This is a genomic window from Bacteroidota bacterium, assembly GCA_020161395.1.
Taxonomy (GTDB): Bacteria; Bacteroidota; Ignavibacteria; order Ignavibacteriales; family Ignavibacteriaceae; genus UTCHB3.
In genome coordinates this window covers 113,615-138,270 of record JAIUOE010000002.1, presented here as the reverse complement: position 1 = coordinate 138,270, position 24,656 = coordinate 113,615, and the positions used below count along the sequence as shown (strand labels likewise).

Genomic DNA, 24,656 nt, shown 5'->3' with positions numbered 1-24,656 from the left:
ATTTTTGACTGTTTACTGATTAATTTTGCAGTTAATAATTTTAATAAACTAAATGGCTGACCATTTAGATTCACCATAAAGAAGAGAATAACCATGCTTCAAGGATCTAACTTTCTTTTTGCCTGTACAAAAATACTTTGTACATTGGGACCAGCAACCTCGGACAAAAGCATAATTGCCCAAATGATCCGTGCCGGGATGGATGGTGTCAGGCTGAATTTTTCCCATGGCTCGCACGAATTTTTTGACAATCTCTTTTTTAACATTCACGAAGCCTGCGTGAATGAGTCCACTTCGCTGGCAGTTCTGGCTGATCTGCAGGGTCCTAAAATTCGAATCGGTAACCTGAGCGTTCCGGAGATTGATATTAAGACGGGCGATACAATTCGAATCACCATCGAGGATTTGGATGGAACCGATAAAATTCTTTCAACATCATACAAATTGCTCGTAAATGATGCCAAGATTGGTGATTTAATACTGATTGACGACGGATTGATCAGACTGAGAGTGACAGAAAAGGAGTCAACTGCAGTTGTTTGTGAGATATTGAATGGCGGGACGGTGAAACCTAAAAAGGGGATGAATCTTCCCGGAATGAAACTTTCCACCCCATCTGTGACAGAGACCGACCTAAAAAATCTCGAATATATTTTCATTAAACACCGTGTCGACTTTGTAGCCCTCTCATTTGTAAGAAGTGCGGATGATATAACAAACTTAAGAAAATGGATGAAGGGGAAAGGCTTCTCAGCACCAATAATCTCTAAAATTGAGATGAAAGAGGCTGTATCAAATTTTGAGGCAATACTTAAAGTCTCCGATGGCATTATGGTGGCGAGAGGCGACTTGGGAGTGGAACTGGAGCCTCAGGAGGTTCCTCTGATTCAAAAGAATATAATAAAGCGGTGCAACGCCACCGGTAAACTTGTGATTACAGCCACTCAGATGCTCGAATCCATGGTTCACAATCCCATACCGACGAGAGCAGAAGCATCTGATGTCGCGAACGCAGTTTGGGATGGTACTGATGTCGTCATGCTTTCTGCAGAGACTTCAGTCGGTAAATTTCCTGTGAAAACTGTGGAGACGATGAATCAGATTGTAAGAAGCGCCGGTGCCCACGCCTATTGGACCCGTCATATCGACTTTGACATGACGAAAAATTTTGAAGACAAACTCTTCGATTCGGTTAATAAAGGAATTGTTCAAATGAGCAAGGAAGTGGACGCCACAGCTATTGTGGTTTTTACTGAAAATGGAAGGACAGCACGAAAACTTTCAAAATACCGCCCTAATGCAAGAATAATTGCAATCTCGGACAAGTTTGACACGATGAACAATCTGTGCCTCTACTGGGGTGTGTCTTCGATGTTCATGCCGGATCTCGACCGGGATTCTGAAGAACTGATTTCTGAGGCAACCGATATAATACTTAAGATCGGTCATGTAAAAAAAGGTGATGTGGTAATTTACACATCAGGTGCACCAATTTCCGAAAAAGGAAGAACAAACAAATTGAAGATATTCGTAATCTGATATGTCAGTAATGACTCATTTTCACCCGGCAAAATGGTGGGAAGTTTCATCCACCGGGAAAATCAAGTGTACCCTTTGTCCAAGATTTTGCGAAATGGGACTTGACCAGCACGGTTTTTGCTATATTCGGCAGAATATAGATAACCGGCTTGTCTCTATCGGATATGGCAGACCGACCGGTTTCGCTATCGATCCGATAGAGAAGAAACCATTGAGCCACTTTCTGCCAGGTTCCACCATTTTGTCGTTTGGAACGGCGGGTTGTAACCTTGGTTGTAAATTCTGTCAAAACTGGTCGATTTCGAAAGCGAAACTTGATGATTCCAACTCCATTGTGGCTCTGCCAACTGATGTCGTTTCCCTTGCAAAAAAGTACTCCACCCCCTCAATAGCTTTTACCTACAACGATCCTGTAATTTTTGCCGAGTATGCGATTGACATCTCGAAGATTGCCCAGGAAGAAAACATTCATTCGGTTTTTGTTACTGCCGGATATGTAACTCCACAAGCCCGGGGTGAACTCTTCGAGTATGCCTCTGCCACAAACATTGACTTGAAGGCATTCACTGAGAGCTTCTACAAAAACCTGGCGTGGGCATCGCTAAAAGAGGTTCTCGACACCATAGTCTGGATAAAAGAAAAGACAAATGTTTGGATGGAATTGACAACACTTCTGATTCCGGGGGAAAACGACTCCGAACGAGAGATTACAGACATGACGAGATGGATACACAGAAACATCGGTGACAGGGTTCCCATTCACTTCACAGCTTTTCATCCCGACTTCAAACTCAGGAATAAAGAAAGAACCCCTTTCAATACTCTGACAATAGCTCGGGAAATCGCCCTGGCAGAAGGTTTGAAATATATTTATACAGGCAATGTTCACGACAGCAAAGGTCAGACCACTTTCTGTCCCCAATGCAATAGGAAAGTAATTGAGAGGGACTGGCATACCGTGACAGCAAACCGGCTTGTCAGCGGGAGATGTCCGGATTGCAATTCCCCGGTTGATGGGATTTTTACATGATTAAACTCTCATCCATTGTTCTCGCAAAAAATGAGGAAGCAAATATCGGGAGGTGTATAACCTCACAATTGGGGATAATTGATGAAATTAATGTTCTGATTGATGATTCCACAACTGACAGAACTGAAGAGATCGTTAGACAGTTTCCGGGAGTTAAATCCTATCCGATAAAGTGGGAAGGATATGCTCTTACGAAACAGAACGGAATTGATAAAACATCAAATGACTGGATCTTCTGGATAGATGCAGACGAAGCAATCACGCCCGAACTTGGAGCAGAGCTCACCGCGTGGAAATCTGGAAATCCGCATCACGATATTTTCAGCGTTCCCCGGAAGGCATGGTTTCTGGGAAGGTGGATCCGGCACTGCGGGTGGTATCCGGGGAGGGTACCAAGACTGTTTAACAAACAAAAGGTTAAATTCAACAACAATCTTGTTCATGAAGGGCTTGAGTTTACGGGTGAGCCGGGAGAATTGAAATATCCGCTTGATCACTTTACCGATCCCTCTTCCGAGCACTATTACAACAAGTTTAACCACTACACTTCGCTTGCAGCAAATCAGCTTTATGACGAAAACAAAAAATCAGGGATTTTTGAGGCATACATAAGGGCGCTGTCGGTGTTTTTAAAAATGTATTTCCTGAAATCAGGTTTCCTTGACGGGGCACAGGGTTTTATTCTCTCATTCTATTCAATGAACTATGTTTTTACCAAATATGTAAAACTGTGGGAAAGAAATGAAAGCAGGCATAATAGCCAACACAAGTAAAGAAAATATTGCCTCTGCCGTCACAACAGTAGTTGACGCTCTCGTCTCCGAAGGATTCTCATGTCTGATCAGTGATTCGATATTTAAACTCTCCACAGAGACGATGAAAACAGACTATAAATTTCTTCCTGATACCGAACTAATTGATGCTTCTGATATAATAATTTCCCTTGGTGGTGACGGCACCCTTCTGAACACAGCTTCCATTACTCTTGAGAGCGGAAAACCGATTGCAGGAGTAAATTTTGGAAAACTCGGTTTTCTGACAGAAATTCACAAAGAAACATTGAATGAATCATTTCGTGATATCAAATCAGGAAACTATTTTCTGGAGGAAAGAATTGTACTGAAAGGTAAAAGTAACAATCTCTCCGATTGCAATATTCTGGCGATAAACGACATTGTCATTGAAAAAGGTGGCTGGCCCAAGATGATGGAAATCTCCCTTTTCGCCAACAAGGAACTGGTTTCAATTTTCTCGGCAGACGGATTGATTATTGCAACCCCCACCGGCTCTACAGGATATTCACTCTCTGCGGGAGGTCCGATAGTCAACCCTCGTGCTGATGTAATTGTGATCAGTCCAATATGTCCTCACAGTCTGACGATGCGACCGCTTGTTCTCCCTGCTGATATGGTTATCACAGTTGAAATAAACAATCACCCCGTGAAGTTTTCCATAAACTGCGACGGTCAGAGAGTTAACGAAATATCATCCCCTTTTAGTATCGACATATCCAAAGGTAAAAATCCTCTAAAACTCATTCGCGGAAAAGACTCCAGCTACTTTAATGTCCTCCGCAACAAACTCTACTGGGGGATTGATGTTAGAGAGAGAAGACTGAAAAATTGAGGACTGAGGGCTGAATATCGAAGGCTGAAAATTTGAGGGCTGAATTTCGCAATTCACTCTTCATCCTTCAGCCATCATCCTTCAGGAATTCATCCTTCATCCTTCGCAATTCAGCCACTCATCATTTTCATATCTCTCAAAAACTTTGTACATTAGGTCTCAAAAGAAATTTATTCCGCACCGGATTATACCAACATGAAACTCCTGAAATTCCTGGTTAATATAATTTCTTCAGTACTGATCGCTCTTGTAAAAATCTATCAGTTATTGATCTCGCCGCTATTTCCCCCAAGTTGCAGATTCACACCCACCTGTTCCAATTACATGATTGAGGCTTTGAAAAAGCACGGACCTTTTAAGGGGCTTTATCTTGGTATCTGGCGAATTTTGAGGTGCAACCCTTGGGGAGGGAGTGGATTTGATCCGGTACCATAAGGGAGCAGGAAAAGTCTTAGTATGAAAAATTTCAGATCACAAAAAGCAAAAACATGACAGAAAAAGAACTCGCAATAAAAATCTTCGACACAGCTCATCTTACCGGGGAATTCCTGCTTAGATCGGGCAAAATCTCCAATGAATATTTTGATAAATACAGATTTGAATCAGATCCGGTGCTGCTTCAGCAGATCGGCGAAAAAATGGTCTCCTTGATTCCGGAAGGAACCGAAGTGCTGGCGGGACTTGAGATGGGTGGAATACCTCTCGCGACAGTGCTGTCACTTAAAACCGGAATACCTTCGGTCTTTGTAAGGAAGGAAGCAAAAAAGTATGGTACCTGCAAAGTAGCTGAGGGACTCGATTTTTCCGGTAAAAAGGTTTGCATAATCGAGGATGTGGTTACGACCGGAGGGCAGATTATTCTGAGCGCAAAAGACCTTAGAAACCTCGGAGCCATAGTCGATTCAGTGCTCTGCGTTATAGTTAGAGAGGAAAAAGCTTTTTCCAATCTTAAAAATGCTGACCTGGGTCTGTTACCTCTTTATTCGATGCAACAGATAAAAGATTATAAAGGTATTTAACAATTAATCAGGCAGATCAAATGTACTTAAACCGAAAACTTCTCTTTTTTGTCATTTTCTTCTCGTTTGTCGCAATTCCCCAAAAGAAAATCACCCTCGATCAGGTATTCAAGGGGGAATTCAGCGGAGAGTATTTTGCCCCGGTAAAATGGACGGAGAGCGGGCACACATATTATAAAATTGAGGATGGTGATGACGGCTCTCAGATTTTCAAAATTGATGTAACAACAGGCGAAAAAACTCTTGTTGTTTCCAACAAAGACCTGATACCGGAAGGGAAGTCAGATCCTTTGAACCTTAAGGATTACAAACTCTCTCCTTCGGGAAAGTGGATTTTGATCTACACAAACACCAAAAAGGTTTGGCGTGTCAATTCGAGAGGGGACTACTGGGTTTACAATACAGAGACAAAAAAACTTAAAAAACTCGGTGGAAGTGATGCCAAACCTTCGACACTTCAATTCGCCAAACTGGATCCTTCTGAAAAATTCGTAGCTTATGTAAGAGAGAACAACCTGTACCTCGAGAATCTGGAGACAGGTGAGATAAAAGCTCTTACGAAAGATGGCAGCAGAACAATAATCAACGGCACTTTTGACTGGGTATACGAAGAGGAATTCGGGATCCGTGACGGTTTCAGATGGAGTCCGGATGGCAAAATGATCGCCTTCTGGCAGCTTGATGCGAATGGTGTCAGAGACTTTTTGATGATTAATAATACAGATTCCCTCTATTCATATACAATCCCTGTTCAATATCCGAAAGCGGGTGAAACCAACAGCGGGTGCAGGGTAGGTACAGTCGACATCTCTTCCGGCAACATTGTCTGGATGAATGTGGGAGACGACCCCCGGAACAACTATATACCGAGGATGGAATGGGCAGGGAAGACCGGTAAACTCGCCTTTCAGCACCTGAACAGACTCCAGAATAACATGACCGTTTATCTCGCAGACCCTCGCTCGGGTAGTGTAGAAAAATTGTATAATGAGGAGCAGAATGCCTGGATAGAAGTGGTTGACGACTGGAAATTTATAAACAATGATCAGGATCTTTTTTGGGTTTCAGACAAGGATGGCTTTGACCAGTTGTACCTCATTTCCTTGAAAGACGGTTCAGTTAAAAATCTTATTAACAAGAAATATGATGTAATTAAAATTGTAAGGTTTGTTCCCGAAACGGGGGCAGTTTATTTTTATGCTTCACCTGATAAGGCTACCCAAAAGTATCTTTACATGGTGGAAACCGGTAAAAATGAAGCTCCACGGAGGATTACTCCCGCTGAATTTGACGGCACAAATGAATACAGCATATCTGCCGACGGCAAGTTTGCTTATGACACCTGGGACAATATCAATACACCCTCGAAAGTCAGCCTTGTTTCACTTCCCGATCACAAGCTTATCCGTCAGGAGACAACCAACGGGAAACTTGTTGAAAAATTGAAAGAAACAGGATATAACTACGAGCTCTTCACTGTGAAGACACCGGGAGGTGTTTCAGTTGATGGATGGTGCACAAAACCATATAATTTCGATCCTTCAAAAAAATATCCGGTTCTCTTTTATGTCTATAACGAACCCGCCAGCACCACGGTAAACGACAGCTATGACGGTTTTATGGGGTTGTTTCACAAAGCACTCGCTGACAAAGGATTTATTGTTATGAGTGTGGACGGGAGAGGTACACCTGCACCAAAAGGGAGGGAGTGGAGAAAATCAATTTATCAAAAGATAGGAGTCATCTCTTCCGAAGATCAGGCAGGTGCTTTAACGACTCTTCTGGCAGAACGCCCTTATATGGACGCAACAAAAGTCGGGATCTGGGGATGGAGCGGTGGTGGTTCGATGACATTAAACATGCTGTTCAGATACCCGAAAATGTATCATTTCGGTGTTTCTGTTGCTCCGGTTACTGATCTGAGATTTTACGACACAATTTATGAAGAACGATACATGGGACTGCCTCAGACCAGCCCCGATGCCTATAAAGAGTGCTCACCTGTTACTTATGCGGGAAATCTTGAAGGAAGACTTTTCCTGATTCATGGTACAGGTGACGACAATGTCCATTTTCAGAATGCGGAATATCTTGTGAATAAACTTGTTGCTGCCGGGAAGCAATTCAGGTATATGCCGTATCCGAACAGGTCACACGGAATTTCAGAAGGGAAAGGGACATCGTCACACCTTTTTAAATCGATTGAACTCTTTTTGGATGAGGAATTAAACAGGAAGTAGAAATATTTTTATAATTTTTGCCAAAATTTTCCCTATATCGAAAATTTTCTTTAATTTTGGTAGAATGATTTCCACACATGCGGGGAAATCTGATTATTATTATTAAAATTGTTAATTTTTGCACACAATCAACAGATTTTACAGATCAATCATTAAACAAAAAAGCGGTGTTGCTTATACATTTTGTTAAAGATACACACAGGAGTCAGAAATATGCGCTTTAAGCATACTATTTTATGTATTGCCTTTCTCCTCTTCAGTATTCCGGTCTTCTCACAGACAGGTAAAGTTACCGGTGTAGTGAAGGACAAGAAAACGGGCGAGACACTGATCGGATCGACCATAGTGATCGAAGGTACCAAGCTGGGTGCCAAATCCGATGCCGAAGGATACTACACGATACTTAATGTCCCTCCGGGAGCATTTACAATCAGAGCATCCATGATCGGTTATGCCTCACAATCAGTGCAAGAGGTAAAAATAAACATCAACCAGACAACAACAGTAGATTTTTTTCTGTCTGATGAATCAATTACAACCCAGGAAGTAATAATAACGGCAACCCAACCCGTTATTGAAAAAGATGTCTCCTCCAGTGTTGTCAATATTTCAATGGAGGATGTGGCAAGTCTGCCTGTAGTCAGTGTGGCAAGCGTAATCGGCTTACAGGCCGGTGTACAGGGCTTGACCATCAGAGGCGGCGGCTCCGACCAGACTGCTTTCATGATCAACGGTATTACTTTCAGAGATGAAAGAGATAATTCTTCATATACAGGAATAAGTTTTACTTCAGTGGAAGAAATTCAGATTCAAACCGGTGGTTTTAATGCCGAGTATGGTAATATCCGTTCCGGTCTCGTGAATGTGGTTACGACTGAAGGTAAACGCGACAAATATAATGTTGCATTCCTTGGCAGATACAGAGCACCCGGTGCAAAAAACTGGGGTGACCAGCCTAACGATTTCAACACCTACTTTATCCGTCCTTTTGTTGACCCTGCAGTTGCCTTCACAGGTACAAAAAATGGTGCATGGGATGCATATACACAGGCACAGTATCAGGAATTCAGAGGATGGGACAAAGTTTCACAGGAACTCCTTTCCGATGACGATCCTTCGAACGATCTGACTCCTGAAGCGGCACAACAACTGTTTATGTGGCAACACAGAAAACCGATGGGTATAACCCAACCCGATTATGATATGGATTTCAGTATCAGTGGTCCGGTTCCTGTTGTCAGCAGCATGCTTGGCGATCTCAGATTCCTCGCATCATACAGAACAACCAGAGAAATGTATGTTATTCCTTTGTCAACCAGTTCATACCATGACTGGAGTACTCATGTGAAAATCACTTCCGACATTGCTCAGGGAATGAAATTCACCATCGAAGGTTTACTAGGTTTACAGACCGGTACCAGCAGCTCGAGAAGCGGTGGTCCCGGAATCTTCCGTTCTGCTTATTCAATAGTTTCTGAAATGGACATCAGATCAGGCGCAAGTTATTTGGATGCCAGAGCTTTTGCAACAGATTACTGGGCACCAACCAAAGTTGACAGAAAAATGCTCGGTGCAAAATTTGTGCATGTCCTCTCTCCAACCACTTTCTACGAAATTCAGTTGAATGTTGTTGGTTCAGAATACAGCACCAACCCTGCAAGTGCAAGAAACACAGGCAAAGTGGTTAAAATTGGTAACAACTACTATGATGAATCACCATACGGTGCTTTCTCAGGCTTTAGCTCAGGTATCGGAAGTTCGATGAACATGGGACTCGGCTACTCAAACTCGAGAGACAGTTCGAAAGTGTATACCTGGAGTTCAAGATTTGACTATTCAAGTCAGCTCAACAAAATTATGCAGATAAAAGCCGGTGTCGAGTTTATCTACACCGACAACAATGTTAACTACGCTCTTATTGAGCCTTCACTCCCAACCAGCAACTCCCGTTCAGTATGGCAGACCTACCCTGTAAGAGGGGCAATCTATGGTCAGACAAAACTCGAGTTTGAAGGAATGATTGCCAATATCGGTCTCCGTTTGGATTATTCACACGCTGGTGGTCAGTGGTATCTCTATGATCCTTACAACAAAGCATTCTCGGGTGCCTACTCATTGAAAATTGATGAACTTCTTCAGAAAGAATCAACTGAAAAAGTTATAAGCCTTAGTCCAAGACTTGGTGTTGCTTTCCCGATTACGGTTAACAGCAAACTCTTCTTCAACTATGGCCATTTCAGATCGATGCCGGCTCCGGAAGATCTCTTCCTCCTTAGAAGAAATCAGTCGAATAATGCGATATCAAGACTTGCAAACCCGAACAACCCGCTGCCAAAAACAGTTGCTTATGAGTTGGGTTACGAGCACAACCTGTTCGACATGTTCCTTTTAAGAGTCGCAGGTTATTACAAGGATGTTACCGATGAAACCCGTCTTGTCGGTTATGTCAGCCGTGACAATTCGGTTTCCTACAGCGTTCCTGAACCAAACAGATACCGTGACATTCGCGGATTTGAAATAACACTTACCAAAAACAGAGGTGAGTGGATTACAGGATTTGTTAACTACACCTACATGGTTTCCACTGCGGGATTCTTTGGACTGCCTACTTACTATGAAAACCCGGCACTTCAAAGAGAATCGGAAAGAAACACAGCTCTCTTCGAACAGTCAAAACCTGTTCCACAGCCTTACGGCAGAGCTAACATCGACATTTTCACACCAATGAATTTTGGTCCTGAAATAGGCGGTGTATATCTCCTTGAAGATATCAGAATCAACCTTTTGGCTACATGGTCATCAGGAACCTATTTCAGTTGGACAGGACCCGGCGGAACACGCCCCGGCTTCACGAACAACATTCAGTGGAAAGATTTTTATAACTTCGACATGAGAATTTCGAAGACATTTAAAGTCGGTCCTGCAGCAATCGAATTTTTTGCAGACATTTCGAACCTTTTCAATATCAAATATCTTGATTACAGAGCCGGTTTTGTTGATGCAAAAGATTATGATGCCTACATGCAATCACTTCACCTGCCATCAGAGTTCAGTGCTTTTGGATACAAAAACATAATCGGCGACGACAAGCCGGGTGATGTCAGAACTGGAGAATACATTCCTTGGGATGATAATGCAAGTGAGTCACAAAAAGAAGAATGGCGTAAAAATAAATCATATATCGATATGCCAAACCTCGCATACACAGCGTTCTTGAATCCCAGAGCAGTTTACTGGGGTCTGAGACTCATGATTGAAATAAAGTAATTATCAGTGAACGAAGAATGGAAATTAAATCCGAGGAAAAAATGAAAAAAGAATTTATGATTAAATTTTGGTCTGTTCTTTTGCTTCTGCTGGTGGTTGCCACTTTCGATGCAAATGCACAGTTTAAAAACAAGTGGATGTCGGTTGGCTCTTTGCATAGCTGGTATTCAGAGATAGGGAGCGAGCTTGAAGAGCAGGGTTTTGTAAAGACCCAGCAGGAAGGTCTCGCATATCCTGCAATTTATCGTTATCAGGACATGATAGCGATGAAAGGTCACTGGATAGGTGCTGCCAACTTTACTGATGAAAAAGGCAACTTTTATCCGGTAAAAGTAGTGGCAATCGGACCCAGAAACCCGCAATTCTGGGCTGCATTTCCTGAAAAATTTGAGTTGATCTCAAAATTTGAAGCTCCGATTGTGAATGTCGACGGAAATCAGTCGTATGAAAAAGATGTTTCCATCGACAGAGTTGACCCAACCTTGAAGGCTGACAGAATGCTTGAAAATATCGTGCATACCCAGTTGGGGATTACGATGACAAGAAGAATCTATCAGTTCAGTGCACCCGGTTATGATAACTTCATCGTAAACGAATACACATACAAGAATACAGGTAACACAGATGCAGATCCAACGACCATCGAATTACCAACAACAACCCTTAGCGGAGTATATTTCTTCTTTAATTACAGATACTCCATAAACAAACAGGCACGCTATGTAATCGGTAACTCTGCAGGCTGGGGTATCAATACCATGGTTGATTCAAGAGGTGACGGTGTGGAAGTCGATCCTCCAAGTGAAGCTTTCAGATGCCAGTTCGCATGGCATGGCTATCACCCCGGAAAAGAAGCTCCATACGATAACATCGGTGGTCCAATCTGGCAAATCAACTCGAACGCTGCCCGTTATCTTGATAAAGGTGACACAGTTGGACGACTTGCCGCATGGCAGTTCGTTGGTAACATAACATTGCATGCTGACAAATCTGCAACTGACAAAACTGATGATAAAACCCAGCCTACCACAACAAGCTGGGAAGATTCTGACAGAAACGAATTTCTCGCCGGAAACAATGCATTTAATGTGAACAGAATGCAGGGTGAATATACCCTGATGTCTGCCGGTCATAAATCACCAAGACACGCCAAATTTGTACAGCCTGATGGAAATTATGCTGCGCAGACTGCTCCACCTTACGGTACAGGTACAGGCGGTAACTCTGCAAACAACGGTTACGGTCCATACACCCTTGCCCCTGGTGACTCTGTTACCATAATCTGGGCTGAGGCTTCAGCAGGTATGGGATACGAGGCAGGACTGGAAGTCGGCAAGAGATTCAAAAACGGACAAATATCAGCGCTTCAGAAAAATCAGGAAGTGATGAAGGGAAAAGATTCCCTGATGGCAACTTTCAAGAAAATTTCTGATGCTTTTGCAACAAACTGGGCTAGCATACCAAATCCGCCAAAACCGCCAAAGATTTTTGATATAAAATCCGGTGGTGACAGAATCACACTTTCGTGGACACTGTTTGATGGAGAAAATCCTGCAGGTTTTGAGGTATGGAGAGCATCAGCAAATGTTGACTCAACATATCATCTTATTAAAACGCTTCCTGCCGGTTCAACATCATTTAACGATACCTCGCTTTCGAGAGGATTCGATTACTACTATTACCTGACATGTGTCGGCAATAACGGTGCCAAGAGTTCCCGCTACTATTCACAATCTTACGATCCTGCAAGATTGAAAAGAAAAGCCGGTAACGCCCTCAGCGAAATCAGAGTAGTGCCGAATCCTTATAATTCGAGTGCCATTCCTGACAAAGTCAGATTCCCGGGCGGGGCAGCAGGCGACAGAATAGCTTTTTATGACATCCCCGGCGAATGTACTATAAAAATATACACCGAGATGGGTGAACTCATCAAGACCATTGAACACAACGACGGATCAGGAGATGAATTCTGGAATCAGGTTACATCTGCCGGACAGATTGTTGTCAGTGGTGTTTATATCGGTGTAATAACTGACACAAAGACGGGTGAAAAACACACCGTTAAATTTGTTATCATTCGCTAACTTAACCGGGACGGAAAAGAATATGAAAAAGTATCTATTATTTACGGCTATTATTTTGGCTGCCGTATGCTTTCTCCAGTCTGAGACATTTGGTCAACGGACCAAGTTAGCACAGTCTGGAATGAAGTTTTTATCTGCCCCAACCGATGCAAGAGCAACCGGTATGGGTGAAACATTTACTGCTGTTACTGCAAATTCAGCGGCACTCTTTTATAACCCTGCTACACTTGCTTTTGGCGACAGTAAAATGGATGTATCGGCTGGCGTTAATAAATGGATTGCCGACATCAACTATGTTTATTCAAGCTTTTCGTTTCAACCGAGTGATCCCGCATGGGGAAAATTTGGTGCAACTGTAATGGCTGTGAATTACGGCGATCTGCTGATGACGGTGGTTGATGGAAGCACTGAAAGAGGTTACAGAGATGTCGGTACATTCAGCCCGACAGCAATCTCTATAGGTGTTGGTTATGCAAATGCCCTGTCCGAAAAATTCAGCGTCGGAGGTCAGGTTAAATATGTCCGCCAGAATCTTGGTGTGAGCCCTATTACATTCGACAATACCGGTCAGATGGTTACTGAAGAGAATTCCCTTTCGACATTGGCATTCGATTTCGGTATTTTCTACAAAACAGGATTCAAAAGCCTCAATTTTGGTATGAGCGTAAGAAATTTCTCGACCGAGATCAAATACAAGGAAGACGGATTTCAGTTGCCACTCAACTTCAAAATTGGTGTTGCGATGAACATGATCGACCTTTTCCCCGAACTGGCGAAACAGCATTCATTCCTGCTGGCTGTGGATGTTTCCCACCCGAGAGATTATCCTGAACAGTTATACATCGGTGGTGAATACAGCTTTATGAAATGGGTTTATCTCCGTGGAGGTGTCTCATTTCCTAATGACGAGAAAAAATACAGTCTCGGCTTTGGTCTCAGACCTGAACTGGAAGGGATCAAAATGGCGGTCGATTATGCTTATACCCCATTTGGAGTATTTAGCTCGGTTCACAATTTCACAGTCAGATTTGAGTATTAACTATCAGACGGGTTAAAAAAATGAAAGCAATTTTGATGAATAAAATTAAAACAGTTCTGCTCCCGGCATATATTCTGATATCTGCTATGATACTCTTCTCCGGGTGTGGAAACGATAAAACAACCACTCTGTTTGATCCTAATGTTGCCGTTAAACCTGATCCCGTCATTTCGACGGTTACTCCTGACAGCGGTTACAGCGGTATTACTGAAATAACTATCAACGGATCAAATTTCTCGACAGTCCCTGAAGAAAACACAGTGTATTTCAATACAGGCACGGGTACCATTCTTTCAGCCACAGCTACACAACTTAAGGTGAGAGCCGGAGTTGTTACTGAAGCAGGACAGAATGCCCTCGTGAAGGTAAGAGTTAAAGGTGCCCTGGCTTTCAGCAATACTGTTGTTGTAAAACTGATTCAGGCAGCCCAGTTTCCTTTGGCTTTCCAGAGTTTCGAACAGCCATCGGCTCTTGAATTCGATAAAAACGGAAACTTGTATTTTTCGCTCCTCACAAGCGGTGTGACAAATAACATTGTTAAAGTTACACCTGCCGGCGTGAAGACAAACTTTACCCCTTCAGTTGGTGGCGGTTATGTCTTTACCAGTCTCAAAATCGGACCTGACGGTGCACTCTATGGTGTAAGAAATTCACTTAGAGCCATTTTCAGAATGACTGAAGGCGCTGCAATAGCCTCATGGTTTGCCATTACTCCGGCTACCGTGAAGATCCTCGATATCGATTTTGATGATGCCGGAAATATCTGGGCATGTGGCGACAACGCATCACTTTTCAGAGTAAGTCCTGCAAAGGTTCTGAAATCTTATGCATTTGCTGCCAACGCAACAGCAATCAGAGTTTATAACAACGCTGTATATGTTGCGGTAAAGAAGGACTCATCCGGAGTTCTTTACAAATTCCCCATGGATGCTAACGGTGATATTGACGGAGCCAATCCTCAAACAGTTGTCAATCTTGGTACTGCTGTTGGATATAATGTGTATATCAATCAGTTTACGATGGATGTCACAGGTAATATATTCCTGGCGACGAACAATGTTGCCCCAATTTTGAAGATCACCCCTGCGGGGAATGTATCAGTTCACTATCCGGGCGTATTCCTTCCTTTGAATGCATTGTTCCTGACATGGGATACTGGTACTAATCTTTACTACACAAGATCTTCAGGCACCGTATCCGGGAAAGCTGTAGACCAGACAATAGTGAAGGTATTAATGGGTGTTCAGGGTGCTGCATATTCCGGTAGAAAATAATTAAATGGATTTTTAATGTTAAATGCTTATTTTAACAACTCAACATCAACTCACTTAGGAGATACAAAATGAAAAAATTGTCTGCACTTCTTTTATTCATGTTGCTGACATCGGGAGCATTCGCTCAAGGCTGGACCTTCAACGGATACTTCCCTGATACAACTCGCTTCCGTGTTGGTTCCGGCGGTCACGGTGTGGCTGTTGACCCGTACGGCAGAATATGGTTCAGCCTTTACTCAAACCTTGCCGATTCAATTTGGAACGGTAATGCATGGGTTAAATGCGGAGCTCTTTATTGCTTCAACCAGGATGGAACACAGGCATCATTCTCACCAATAAAGGTTTTCGTCGGACCCGGCGTCAGCCCTGACTCCCTTGTTGGTAACACAGGCCGTGGTTTGAAAGCACATCCTGATGGTGATATCCTCGCCACATTCTTTGATTTTACTCACAAGATTGACTACAAAACCGGTCTTTCCAAAGGTAAATTCAGAAATACCGTTGGAGCCTCAGGTGTTGCAAACGCTGTAGACGGCAATGGAAATTTCTTCTCGGCAAATGTTGTCGGTGGAAACCCGATCAAAATTTGGGATCCTTCTTTCAATTTCCTCGGAAACGCAGTTGATTCATCAGTTGGTTTCTCAAGAGGATTCGAAGTTGGCGCTGACGGAAACACAATTTACTGGGCTGGCTATACCAATCATGCAATCTTTAAATATACAAGACCTGATGAATTTTCACCTTTCACAGTGACAGATACCATCCTTAAAGGTTTTGATTGCGAATCTATTGCATGGAATAGAAAATACAATCTTCTCTGGGCATCTGCCGGTTCAAACAACGATCTTCCAAACAGATACCCTGGTGCTACAACTTTCTGGTCAAACAGAACCTGGTATGCTTATGATGCTGTTTCCGGCGAAATCAAGGACAGCTTGTCATGGAATATGTATCCCGGTGCTGTTGATGCAAGACCTCGGGGTATAGGTTTCTCACCTTCAGGTGATACAGCTTATGTTACCGCTTTTGGTGCATCAAACTATCCACCGATGGAAAGATTCATCAATCCAAATCCATCAAGCATTAAAGACCTTGGCATGAATGTCGAAGATTTTAAACTTTTCCAGAATTATCCTAACCCGTTCAACCCTTCAACAGAGATCAGATTCTCATTGAAGAGTGCAGGTTTCACAACCTTGAAGGTTTATGATATCCTTGGTAAAGAAGTTGCCACCCTGGTAAGCGAAAACCTGAATTCAGGAATGTATGCTTACACATTTGATGCATCGAAACTTGCTTCCGGTACTTACATCTATGAAGTTGTTTCAAACAATGTAAGACTTACAAACAAGATGCTTCTTATGAAATAATTTTGAAGTATGAGGTTTGAAGTATGAGTTATGAAAAATAATAACTTATACCTAATACCTAATATTTAAAAAAAAGGCTGTCTCGAGAGGGGCAGCCTTTTTTATTGAACACGATAATCGTGATGGGGAAGAATTTTAAGAATGTCTGATAATCAGTGGATCGTGATATCGAACAGTCCCTCTGAATCAAAATTTATCACTAAATTGGGGATATTAATTATTTATTTTTTGTAAATGCAATCTGCGAAGTTTGGAATTTTGATTTCAAACCTGTATAAAATATTAAAGAAAATTTTTCATGTCTTCATTTCCTGCTCTTTCTGCCTCAATTGATAAATCCACCCCGTCATATAAATCAACAAAACAAAAACCCGGAATAATGCATGCATTATTTTTAATGTTGTTTTCTCTTCTGTTTTTTCTGCCTGTGTCGGCTCAGTCTCAGGGTAGTCTCCGGGGTATCGTGACCGACTCATTGAGTGGTGAGATTATTCCGTATGCGAATGTAACGATCAAGTCCACTAAACTTGGTGCTTCCACCAACAGCTCGGGTTACTATTTCATTCCGTCTGTTCCCGCAGGGAAGCGAACAGTGCTTTTCTCGTACATTGGATATATCAAAAAAGAAGTTGAGATCGAGATAAAGCAGGGTGTCATCAACGAACTTAATCTGAAACTCTCCCGCTCTTCAGTGAACATAAATGAAGTAACTATTGTGGGGGAAAGAAATGCCCGTGAAAATGAAACAGATTTGGGGCTGGAAAAGATTTCAGTCAAGGATATCGAACTTCAACCCGTAGGAGCCGAGGCTGATATCTTTCGCGTGATACAAAATAATCCGGGAGTGAACACCACCGGAGATGCAACAGCGAAATATTATGTAAGAGGTGGTGGCAGCGATCAAAACCTTGTGCTGCTTAACGGTGCAACCGTATATAACCCCTTCCATGCCCTCGGAATTTTTTCGGTAATTGATCCTGAAATTATTTCATCACTCGAATTTTACAAAGGAGGCTTTACGCCCGCTATGGGGGACAGGCTTTCCTCGATTCTAAATATCATTACCCGTGACGGAAACAAGAATTTTTATCAGGGGACCATACAGGCAGGTCTCCTTTCAGGAAAAGTGGCAGCCGAGGGACCCATTCCAGATGGATCATTTCTGTTGACGGGAAGAAAAAGTTACTGGTCGGGGATACTGAAAAAGTACCTTAACAACAAAGAGACCCCGTTCGATTTTTACGATCTGTCGCTTAAAGTGAATTACTCACCGGCGTATATCGATCCCAACAGCAAATTCAGTGCAAATCTTTTTTTAAGCAGCGATCAGGTAATCAACAGCGACCCTTTGCTTGAAGATTATCACATCAGAAACAATATCGGTGGACTGAAATGGAGCAAGATTTGGGATGGTTCACCATTGGTCTCCGATGTTATTTTCTCATTTTCGCATTACATGGCTAAGGTGGAGCCAAACTTCAGCGGTTCGAAGCCCCGTGAGAATAATGTAACTGATTTCACAATAAATGCCGATTTTGCATACATCTATGACAGCAAGGATCAGCTCCTTTTTGGTCTTCAGAATAAAAATATTTCCACTTCTTTGAAACAGGTGAATCAGTTGGAGCGGGAAATTGACTTCAAAACCACAAAAAATGCTCTCGCCGGCTATTTTAACTACCGGTTTTTCCGTTGGGATGATGTCGGATTCGATCTTGGAATGCGGTTCAATTTTATTTCAATGTCGGAAAAAAGACCTTTCCTTTTTGAGCCCAGAATAAGTCTGACATACCTGCTAAACCGATTGATGATCTTTAAATTTGCATTCGGCAGATACTCACAGGAGATGGTTTCTCTTGCCAACGAAGATGAGCTCATCTCTGTTTTCGAACCTTGGGTTATCATTCCCGACAACATCACCGCAGCAGAAGCGACACATTTTATTGCCGGTTTCACATCCTACTTTACCGATAAATTCCTTCTTGAAGTCGAGGCTTACTACAAAGTAATGTCGAATCTGATGGAAGTGAACGAGAAGAAGTTTACATCGATACAGTTCGATTTCAAGAATATTGAGGGAGTTTCCTACGGAATTGAGTCGTCCCTTAAATTTGACGGAAGCATTTTTTATGCGAGAGCCTCCTACGCACTTGGCTGGGCTGAGAAAAAGGCAAAAGACCTCACTTATCCGCCAAGGTACGATGTCCGGCATTCATTGAGTATTCTTGCAGGTATCAATCCGGGTGACAACTGGCAATTCACCGCTAATTGGGTGCTTTCATCAGGAATGCCGTTTACACCGATTTCGGGATTTTTCAACAAGCTCATACTGGACGGTACAACGCCGATTGACATTTTCAACAACTATGAACCACAGTTTATCTATGATACCAAGAATTCCGGCAGACTGCCCTGGTATCACAGACTTGATGTTTCGATCACCAAAAAGTTCTCGACTTCTTTTGCAGACTTTACGATTGGTGCGAGTGTAATAAATGCCTACAATCGCGCAAACATCTACTATTTTGACAAAAAAACCGGAAAGAGAATAGATCAACTCCCGATTCTCCCTGCAATTTTCGTGAAAGCCGAGTTTTAACATGAAAAAGATTCTATCGACATTAAGCATTCTTTTCTTCACTGTTATGTTGACGGGGTGTGAGGAAAGTTTCTCTCCCAGATCTGAATTTAAGGAAGGCTATGTCCTTTATTCAATTACACCGGGTCAGGAGATTGGCAAGTTCGTTGTCCCCAAAGTAATCCTGGCAAAAGTATATGACGCTCCCGGTACAGATCCGCTTTTGAACACCGAAGACCCGGAAATTGCCGGTGCCCGGGTGGAAATTAAATTCAGAGGGGATACTTACATACTGAAAGATTCCATGGTTGCCCGTAAAGATTCTTCAAGATATAAAGGACCGCTGAAATTTTACTTTGGGAAGGCGATTCCACTTTATGCAAACGACACCATAACAATTACTGCTAGGTTGCAAAACGGTAAAGTGCTCACCTCCGGAACAAAAGTACCTCAGTACCTTAATTACGAAAACTCCATCCCGTATCCGCGCGGATTCACGACTGATGTCGATCCATTTAAATATGGTAAAAACTGGACTTTCTACTGGACTTCACAGGAGTTGAACCTTACATTTCCCAAGATGAAAATATACTATTCGAGGTTAGTGAACAACAGGGAAGTGCCTGGCTCGATAGAAGTACCGCTAAGAGTGATAAACAGAAACGGTGTGGAAACACCTATTTATCCTGTCGCAAACAGAGACGAGGAAGCCTCCTATGAACTTGCCTCATTCGACTGGGCAATGAACAAAATATCCGAGGGTGTTGAGGACAAATCACAGTTCCGCGCACTTCATGTAATATTCGAATCAACCGAGTACGATGCACCCCTGTCGTTCTACTACTCAAGCGTGAATGGTTTCCTCGACAACTTCAGTCTCCGGCTTGATGAGCAGGTCTTCACCAACATCTCCGGCGGTTACGGTCTCTTCGGTACCTATTTCACCTCCACCTACCAGGAAGAGTTCGACTCAAGGTATGTCACAAAGTTTGGATACAGAATTAAGTAATTATGAGTTATTACTTATTAATTATGAGTTTAAACTAATAAATCATAATTTATAACTCATAATTAAGATATTCTCTTCTTAAACCGAAGGATGCTGATACCGAGGATTACGGTCCCGATGATAAACATAGCGAGGACATCCTGCCAGTGTTCAGCGAAACCGGAGCCTTTCAGAATAACACCGCGAATTATCAGGATGAAGTATTTCAACGGAATAATTATGCTGATTTTCTGGAAGATGTCAGGCATGTTCTCGACGGGGAAGGAGAAACCCGAGAGGAAAATTAGCGGCATCATTACCCCGAATGTGGCAACCATCATTGCCTGTTGCTGGGTTTTGCTGAATGTCGATACAAGCAATCCAAGCCCCAGAGTTGACAGAATGTAGATAAATGCCGAGAAAAAAAGAAATGCAACATCCCCTTTTACCTCAATTCCAAATATCACCCTCATTGCCGTAAGCACCAGAACAACCGTAACAAATCCAAGCATAACAAATGGAATCAGTTTCCCTGCGATGAGTTGCCATGACTTGATGGGGGTAACAATCAACTGTTCAAGGGTACCTATTTCTTTCTCCTTGACAATGGCGAGAGAGGTCAGCAAAAGGGTAATGAGACTGAGGAGAAGCCCTACGATGGATGGCACCATAAAGTACCTCGACTCAACAGCGGGATTATACCAGATTCTGTACTGTGAAGTGACTTCACCCGAGGGGAGTCTGGTGATACCACGCAGTTTGAGTTTGTCGCCGGCTACATTTCCCGCAAATTTTCCGATGACTTTGGATACATATCCTGCAGCGATTGATGCAGTGTTACCGTCACTCCCGTTGAAAATTGCCTGAATCGTGGCTGATTCACCCCGGTTTATATCCTTTTCGAAGTCTTTCGGAATGATAATCGCAGCAATTGTATTCCCCTCATCCATTTTTTTGTAAACATCGTTGTAGTTAAAGAGATGGTCGTTTACAATGAAATAGGTGCTGCCTTCAAATTCCCTGATCAGTTTTCGGCTCATTTCCGACCTGTCCGTATCATAGACAATTGTTTTTACGCTCTTTATATCGAGTGTGGCAGCGTACCCGAGAAAAATCAATTGCATCACAGGTGCGACGAGAATAATGCCGAACATTTTTGGATCCCGCCTGAATTGCTGGAACTCCTTCAAAATGATTCGCAAAACTGTTTTCATGTCAGGCTTTCCTCTCTTTTACTTTGGCGATAATGAGCGAAAGTCCGAGTGTTACACCGGTATAAATAAACAGACTTATCATGTCTTTGTAGAATGTGGGGAGTCCCGTTCCCCGAAGGATAATGGCTCTTAGTATCCGGTTAAAAAATTTAGTCGGTGTAATGTTTGTAAGAATCTGGATCAAAGGTGGCATGCTGTCTATCTGGAATACAAATCCCGACAAAAGAAGTGCCGGCAGAAGGGATATGAACTGTCCCAGTGTAAATGCAACCTGTGAGTTGTCTGAGATTACTGAAACCAGAATTCCAAGTGAGGTGCAGGCAAGAAGAAACACGAATGTTGTGTAAACCAGATCGAAATAGCTTCCTTTTGTTTCGACACCAAAGAGAAAATACCCGACAATCAGTATCATCACTGCGTTCAGGTATGCCAGAAGCAGGTAAGGGGTTATCTTGCCAATCAGCAATGAAAAGGAAGAAACGGGAGAGACTCGAATCTGCTCAATGGTGTTTCTTTCTTCCTCTCTTACGAGTGAGAGGGAGACGCTTACCACGGCAGTTATTACCAGAATCATAGAAATCAGACCCGGCACAAAGAAGAGGGAGCTTTTCAACTCCGGATTATAAAGTATTTTAGGCGAAATTTTAACAGGGGGATTAACTTTCAATCCTGTTTTTGCGAGTTCCTCATCCCGGTATTTGGAATTGAACAACCCGATTGCAGCTTCAATATAATTGGATACAATTACTGCAGTGTTTGCATCCACTCCGTCAATCAGGTATTGAACAGTTGTTTTTTCACCCCGTTTTAGTTCTTCCTCAAATTTCTCAGGTATCGTAATAACAGCAATAACTGTTTTGCTGTCAAGCAGGTGCCTAATCGATGACATGTCGTGTGCGTAGAGTGGTTTTGCAAAATACTCTGTAGAGGTCATCTCGCTGATAAACCTGCGGCTCGAAGGGGAACCGTCAAGGTCGATTACCGCAGTTTTAATTTGCTTCACATCAAAATTAACGGCATAACCAAAGAATGCCAGAAGAAACACGGGGAAGAACATCAAAATTCCGAAGAGTCTTCGGTCCCGGGTCAGATGTTTGAATTCCTTGTTTGCGATTGCAAAAACAGTTTTTAGCATATCAATATTTTTTTTCTATGAGATGAATAAAAACATCCTCGAGAGAGGGGAGTATCTCGGAAATGTTCAGATCAAAATTAGAGAAATTCGTGTTGAGGAACCTCATTGTGTCAACATTTGATGTAGTGTTATCCGCAGGAATGAAGTGTATTTTATCTCCAAAAATGGAGATTTCACCATTGAGTTGTGATTCAGAAATTTTGTTCATCAACTCCACACTGTTGTTCGAAGTGATTTCCAGTACCCTTGATTTTATGTGGTTCTGTTTCAACTCTGTTGGAGTGCCTTCGGCAATTATTTTCCCTGCATTAATCAGGATGATATTGGCACAATATTCCGCTTCTTCAAGGTAGTGTGTGGTCACAAAAACAGTAATTCCTTCCTCTGAAAGTGAGTTGATCAGTTCCCAGAAAGCTCTTCGTGATATTGGATCAACACCACTTGTGGGTTCATCAAGAAATACGATTTTTGGTTTGTGGATTACTGCGGTTGCCAGTGCGAGCCGCTGTTTTATGCCTCCGGGCAGACTTCCTGTAACTGTCTTCTCTCTTTCCCGTAAAAAGGAAACTTCGAGAGCCCATTTTTTCCTTTCAGCAAGTTCGCTTCTTTCCAGACCGTAAACACCTCCGAAAAAGTTGATATTCTCTTCGACTGAAAGGTCGTTGTAAAGGCTGAACTTTTGGGACATGTAGCCGATGTTTTCTTTCACTTTTTCGGGCTCATTCATGATGCTGTAACCACCAACCAAAGCATCCCCCGAGGTTGGTTCAAGCAATCCGCAAAGCATCTTGATTGTGGTAGATTTTCCGGCACCATTTGCACCCAGAAATCCAAAAATCTCGCCTTGTGGAATTGAAAAGCTAACCTCATCGACGGAGACAAAATCGCCAAATTTTTTTGTGAGCCGGTTTACTTCAATGGCGTAATGCATTAATACAGCCTCTTTCCTGTTGATTTCAGAAGTTTATACCCCGACATTACAATACTGATTTTTGCAAGTTGAAGGCTTGTTTTTGCTGCGAAAAGGGAGTTGTCCGCCTCAAGCAGATCTGCAGCCGTCGCCACCTGAGCATTAAAGTTTTCGAGTGTTACCCTGTAGTTCTCATTTGCCTGTTCCAGGGTGGTCTCAAGATTTTTCAATTTCGACCTCGCAGAGGTATACTGGAGGTAATTTTGATAGACTTCATTGGACACCGCATCAGAAAGCTGTTGCTTTGTTGTGCCGAGACTCTTGATGTTTTCAGTCGCCTGATCCACTTTTGCAGAAGTGGCACCCCAGTCCCAGACATTCCACTGAAGACTTAAGGAGACATCCCATGTTGCACGGAATTCGTCCTTTTGTGGGAAAATTCTTTGGGAGGGATTGGTGTAGTAGAGGTTCGAGCCGAGATAAATTTCCGGAAGGTAACCGGCTTTTGCTACATTCATGTTCTCTTCCAATACTTTATGTTTGATGGCGAGTGTTTTAAATTCACCTCTGTTGGCTTCCGCTGATTCCTTGAGAGTCGCGAAGTCAATGGCAGCCGCGGGCTCCTCCCAAGAGAACTTGTTGATTTCGATTGGTGAGTCGACACTTCTTCCAATCGCAAGGTTCAATTGTGCTTTGGCAGCCAGGATTGCAGTTTCAGCGTCAATTTTTTTAGAAAGGGTATTGGATATCTGCACTTCAATTTTTAGGATGTCGTTTCTGGTAATCAGTCCATTTTTGTAGAAGTCGTTCGCATCAGACAACCGTTTCTTCAGGGTTGTTATATTTTCTTCAATTACGGCAAGTTGTTCATTCGCTGCTGCCAGATTGTAATATGCCGCAATTGTTTTTATGGCTTCATCGTTTTTTATTATTTCGTTATCAGCCCTCAAAGCCTCGGTCGAAATCTCAACACTCTTCTCCTGAGACGATAACCGGTGTCCCGTAAAAAGAGGCTGAGACAGACTTAGCCTGAGAGCATAGTTGTTAAGTACCGGCTCCTGTAAAACCACAGGAGAGGGTAAAAACGGGAGCTTTATCTCTGAATTTGGTATGTCGCTCAGTCTTGAATACGATGCGAGAAATTTTAACTGCGGAAGTTTCATTGCTGCCACTTCCTTTACTTTTCCCAGATTTTGTTGTATCGCTGAGTTGTTCAGGGCAAGCTGACGACTGTTGTCCAACCCGGCTTTGATGCAGTCTTCAAGACTGAGTGTCTGTGCATTAACACTGATTGCAAAAAAGAGAAAAAACAACGGTATGGTTGATAAATTATTTTTTTTCAT

The 24,656-nt window shown here is 42.6% G+C and carries 18 protein-coding genes; 14 read left to right on the top strand and 4 right to left on the bottom strand.

The window, feature by feature from the left end; genetic code table 11:
• Positions 1–93: 93 nt before the first annotated feature.
• The 14 genes from pyk to LCH52_03120 all read left to right on the top strand — a co-directional run bounded on the left by pyk (position 94) and on the right by LCH52_03120 (position 20,075).
• The gene (gene pyk / locus LCH52_03185) at positions 94–1,539 is read left to right on the top strand and encodes a pyruvate kinase (protein MCA0387477.1); all 1,446 of its coding nucleotides are present in this window, start codon (positions 94–96) and stop codon (positions 1,537–1,539) included.
• A gap of 10 nt (positions 1,540–1,549) precedes the next feature.
• The gene (gene amrS / locus LCH52_03180; GenBank protein ID MCA0387476.1) at positions 1,550–2,569 is read left to right on the top strand and encodes an AmmeMemoRadiSam system radical SAM enzyme; all 1,020 of its coding nucleotides are present in this window, start codon (positions 1,550–1,552) and stop codon (positions 2,567–2,569) included.
• Complete coding sequence (locus tag LCH52_03175) at positions 2,566–3,342, top strand: glycosyltransferase family 2 protein (protein MCA0387475.1); 777 nt, start codon at positions 2,566–2,568, stop codon at positions 3,340–3,342. The genes amrS and LCH52_03175 overlap by 4 nt, the downstream gene beginning before the upstream one ends.
• Complete coding sequence (locus LCH52_03170) at positions 3,311–4,195, top strand: NAD(+)/NADH kinase (GenBank protein MCA0387474.1); 885 nt, start codon at positions 3,311–3,313, stop codon at positions 4,193–4,195. Before LCH52_03175 ends, LCH52_03170 begins: the two co-directional genes overlap by 32 nt.
• A 195-nt stretch (positions 4,196–4,390) precedes the next feature.
• The gene (gene yidD / locus LCH52_03165; protein MCA0387473.1) at positions 4,391–4,630 is read left to right on the top strand and encodes a membrane protein insertion efficiency factor YidD; all 240 of its coding nucleotides are present in this window, start codon (positions 4,391–4,393) and stop codon (positions 4,628–4,630) included.
• Positions 4,631–4,683: 53 nt separating this feature from the next.
• Positions 4,684–5,214, top strand: coding sequence for an orotate phosphoribosyltransferase (gene pyrE, locus LCH52_03160; protein MCA0387472.1), 531 nt, complete (start codon positions 4,684–4,686; stop codon positions 5,212–5,214).
• Between the two features lie 20 nt (positions 5,215–5,234).
• A complete protein-coding gene (locus LCH52_03155; protein MCA0387471.1) occupies positions 5,235–7,454 on the top strand; it encodes a S9 family peptidase in 2,220 nt (739 codons plus the stop codon).
• A 213-nt stretch (positions 7,455–7,667) separates the two neighbouring features.
• A complete protein-coding gene (locus tag LCH52_03150; protein ID MCA0387470.1) occupies positions 7,668–10,721 on the top strand; it encodes a carboxypeptidase-like regulatory domain-containing protein in 3,054 nt (1,017 codons plus the stop codon).
• 41 nt (positions 10,722–10,762) lie between these two features.
• Positions 10,763–12,805 carry a hypothetical protein gene (locus tag LCH52_03145; protein MCA0387469.1) on the top strand — a complete coding sequence of 681 codons (2,043 nt, stop codon included), beginning with the start codon at positions 10,763–10,765 and terminating at the stop codon, positions 12,803–12,805.
• Between the two features lie 22 nt (positions 12,806–12,827).
• Positions 12,828–13,844, top strand: coding sequence for a PorV/PorQ family protein (locus tag LCH52_03140; GenBank protein ID MCA0387468.1), 1,017 nt, complete (start codon positions 12,828–12,830; stop codon positions 13,842–13,844).
• A 35-nt stretch (positions 13,845–13,879) separates the two neighbouring features.
• Positions 13,880–15,118, top strand: a complete 1,239-nt coding sequence (locus LCH52_03135; GenBank protein ID MCA0387467.1) for an IPT/TIG domain-containing protein — start codon at positions 13,880–13,882, stop codon at positions 15,116–15,118.
• A 68-nt stretch (positions 15,119–15,186) separates the two neighbouring features.
• Complete coding sequence (locus LCH52_03130) at positions 15,187–16,488, top strand: T9SS type A sorting domain-containing protein (GenBank protein MCA0387466.1); 1,302 nt, start codon at positions 15,187–15,189, stop codon at positions 16,486–16,488.
• Positions 16,489–16,786: 298 nt separating this feature from the next.
• Positions 16,787–19,087 carry a TonB-dependent receptor gene (locus LCH52_03125; protein ID MCA0387465.1) on the top strand — a complete coding sequence of 767 codons (2,301 nt, stop codon included), beginning with the start codon at positions 16,787–16,789 and terminating at the stop codon, positions 19,085–19,087.
• Between the two features lies 1 nt (position 19,088).
• On the top strand, positions 19,089–20,075 hold the full coding sequence (locus LCH52_03120; protein ID MCA0387464.1) for a hypothetical protein: 987 nt from the start codon (positions 19,089–19,091) through the stop codon (positions 20,073–20,075).
• A gap of 62 nt (positions 20,076–20,137) precedes the next feature.
• Here LCH52_03120 and LCH52_03115 read toward each other — a convergent pair whose 3' ends face one another.
• The 4 genes from LCH52_03115 to LCH52_03100 are packed head-to-tail and all read right to left on the bottom strand — an operon-like array spanning position 20,138 to position 24,656.
• Complete coding sequence (locus tag LCH52_03115; GenBank protein ID MCA0387463.1) at positions 20,138–21,268, bottom strand: ABC transporter permease; 1,131 nt, start codon at positions 21,266–21,268, stop codon at positions 20,138–20,140.
• 1 nt (position 21,269) lies between these two features.
• Positions 21,270–22,403 carry an ABC transporter permease gene (locus LCH52_03110; GenBank protein ID MCA0387462.1) on the bottom strand — a complete coding sequence of 378 codons (1,134 nt, stop codon included), beginning with the start codon at positions 22,401–22,403 and terminating at the stop codon, positions 21,270–21,272.
• A gap of 1 nt (position 22,404) precedes the next feature.
• The gene (locus LCH52_03105) at positions 22,405–23,334 is read right to left on the bottom strand and encodes an ATP-binding cassette domain-containing protein (GenBank protein ID MCA0387461.1); all 930 of its coding nucleotides are present in this window, start codon (positions 23,332–23,334) and stop codon (positions 22,405–22,407) included.
• Complete coding sequence (locus LCH52_03100; protein MCA0387460.1) at positions 23,334–24,656, bottom strand: TolC family protein; 1,323 nt, start codon at positions 24,654–24,656, stop codon at positions 23,334–23,336. The genes LCH52_03105 and LCH52_03100 overlap by 1 nt, the downstream gene beginning before the upstream one ends.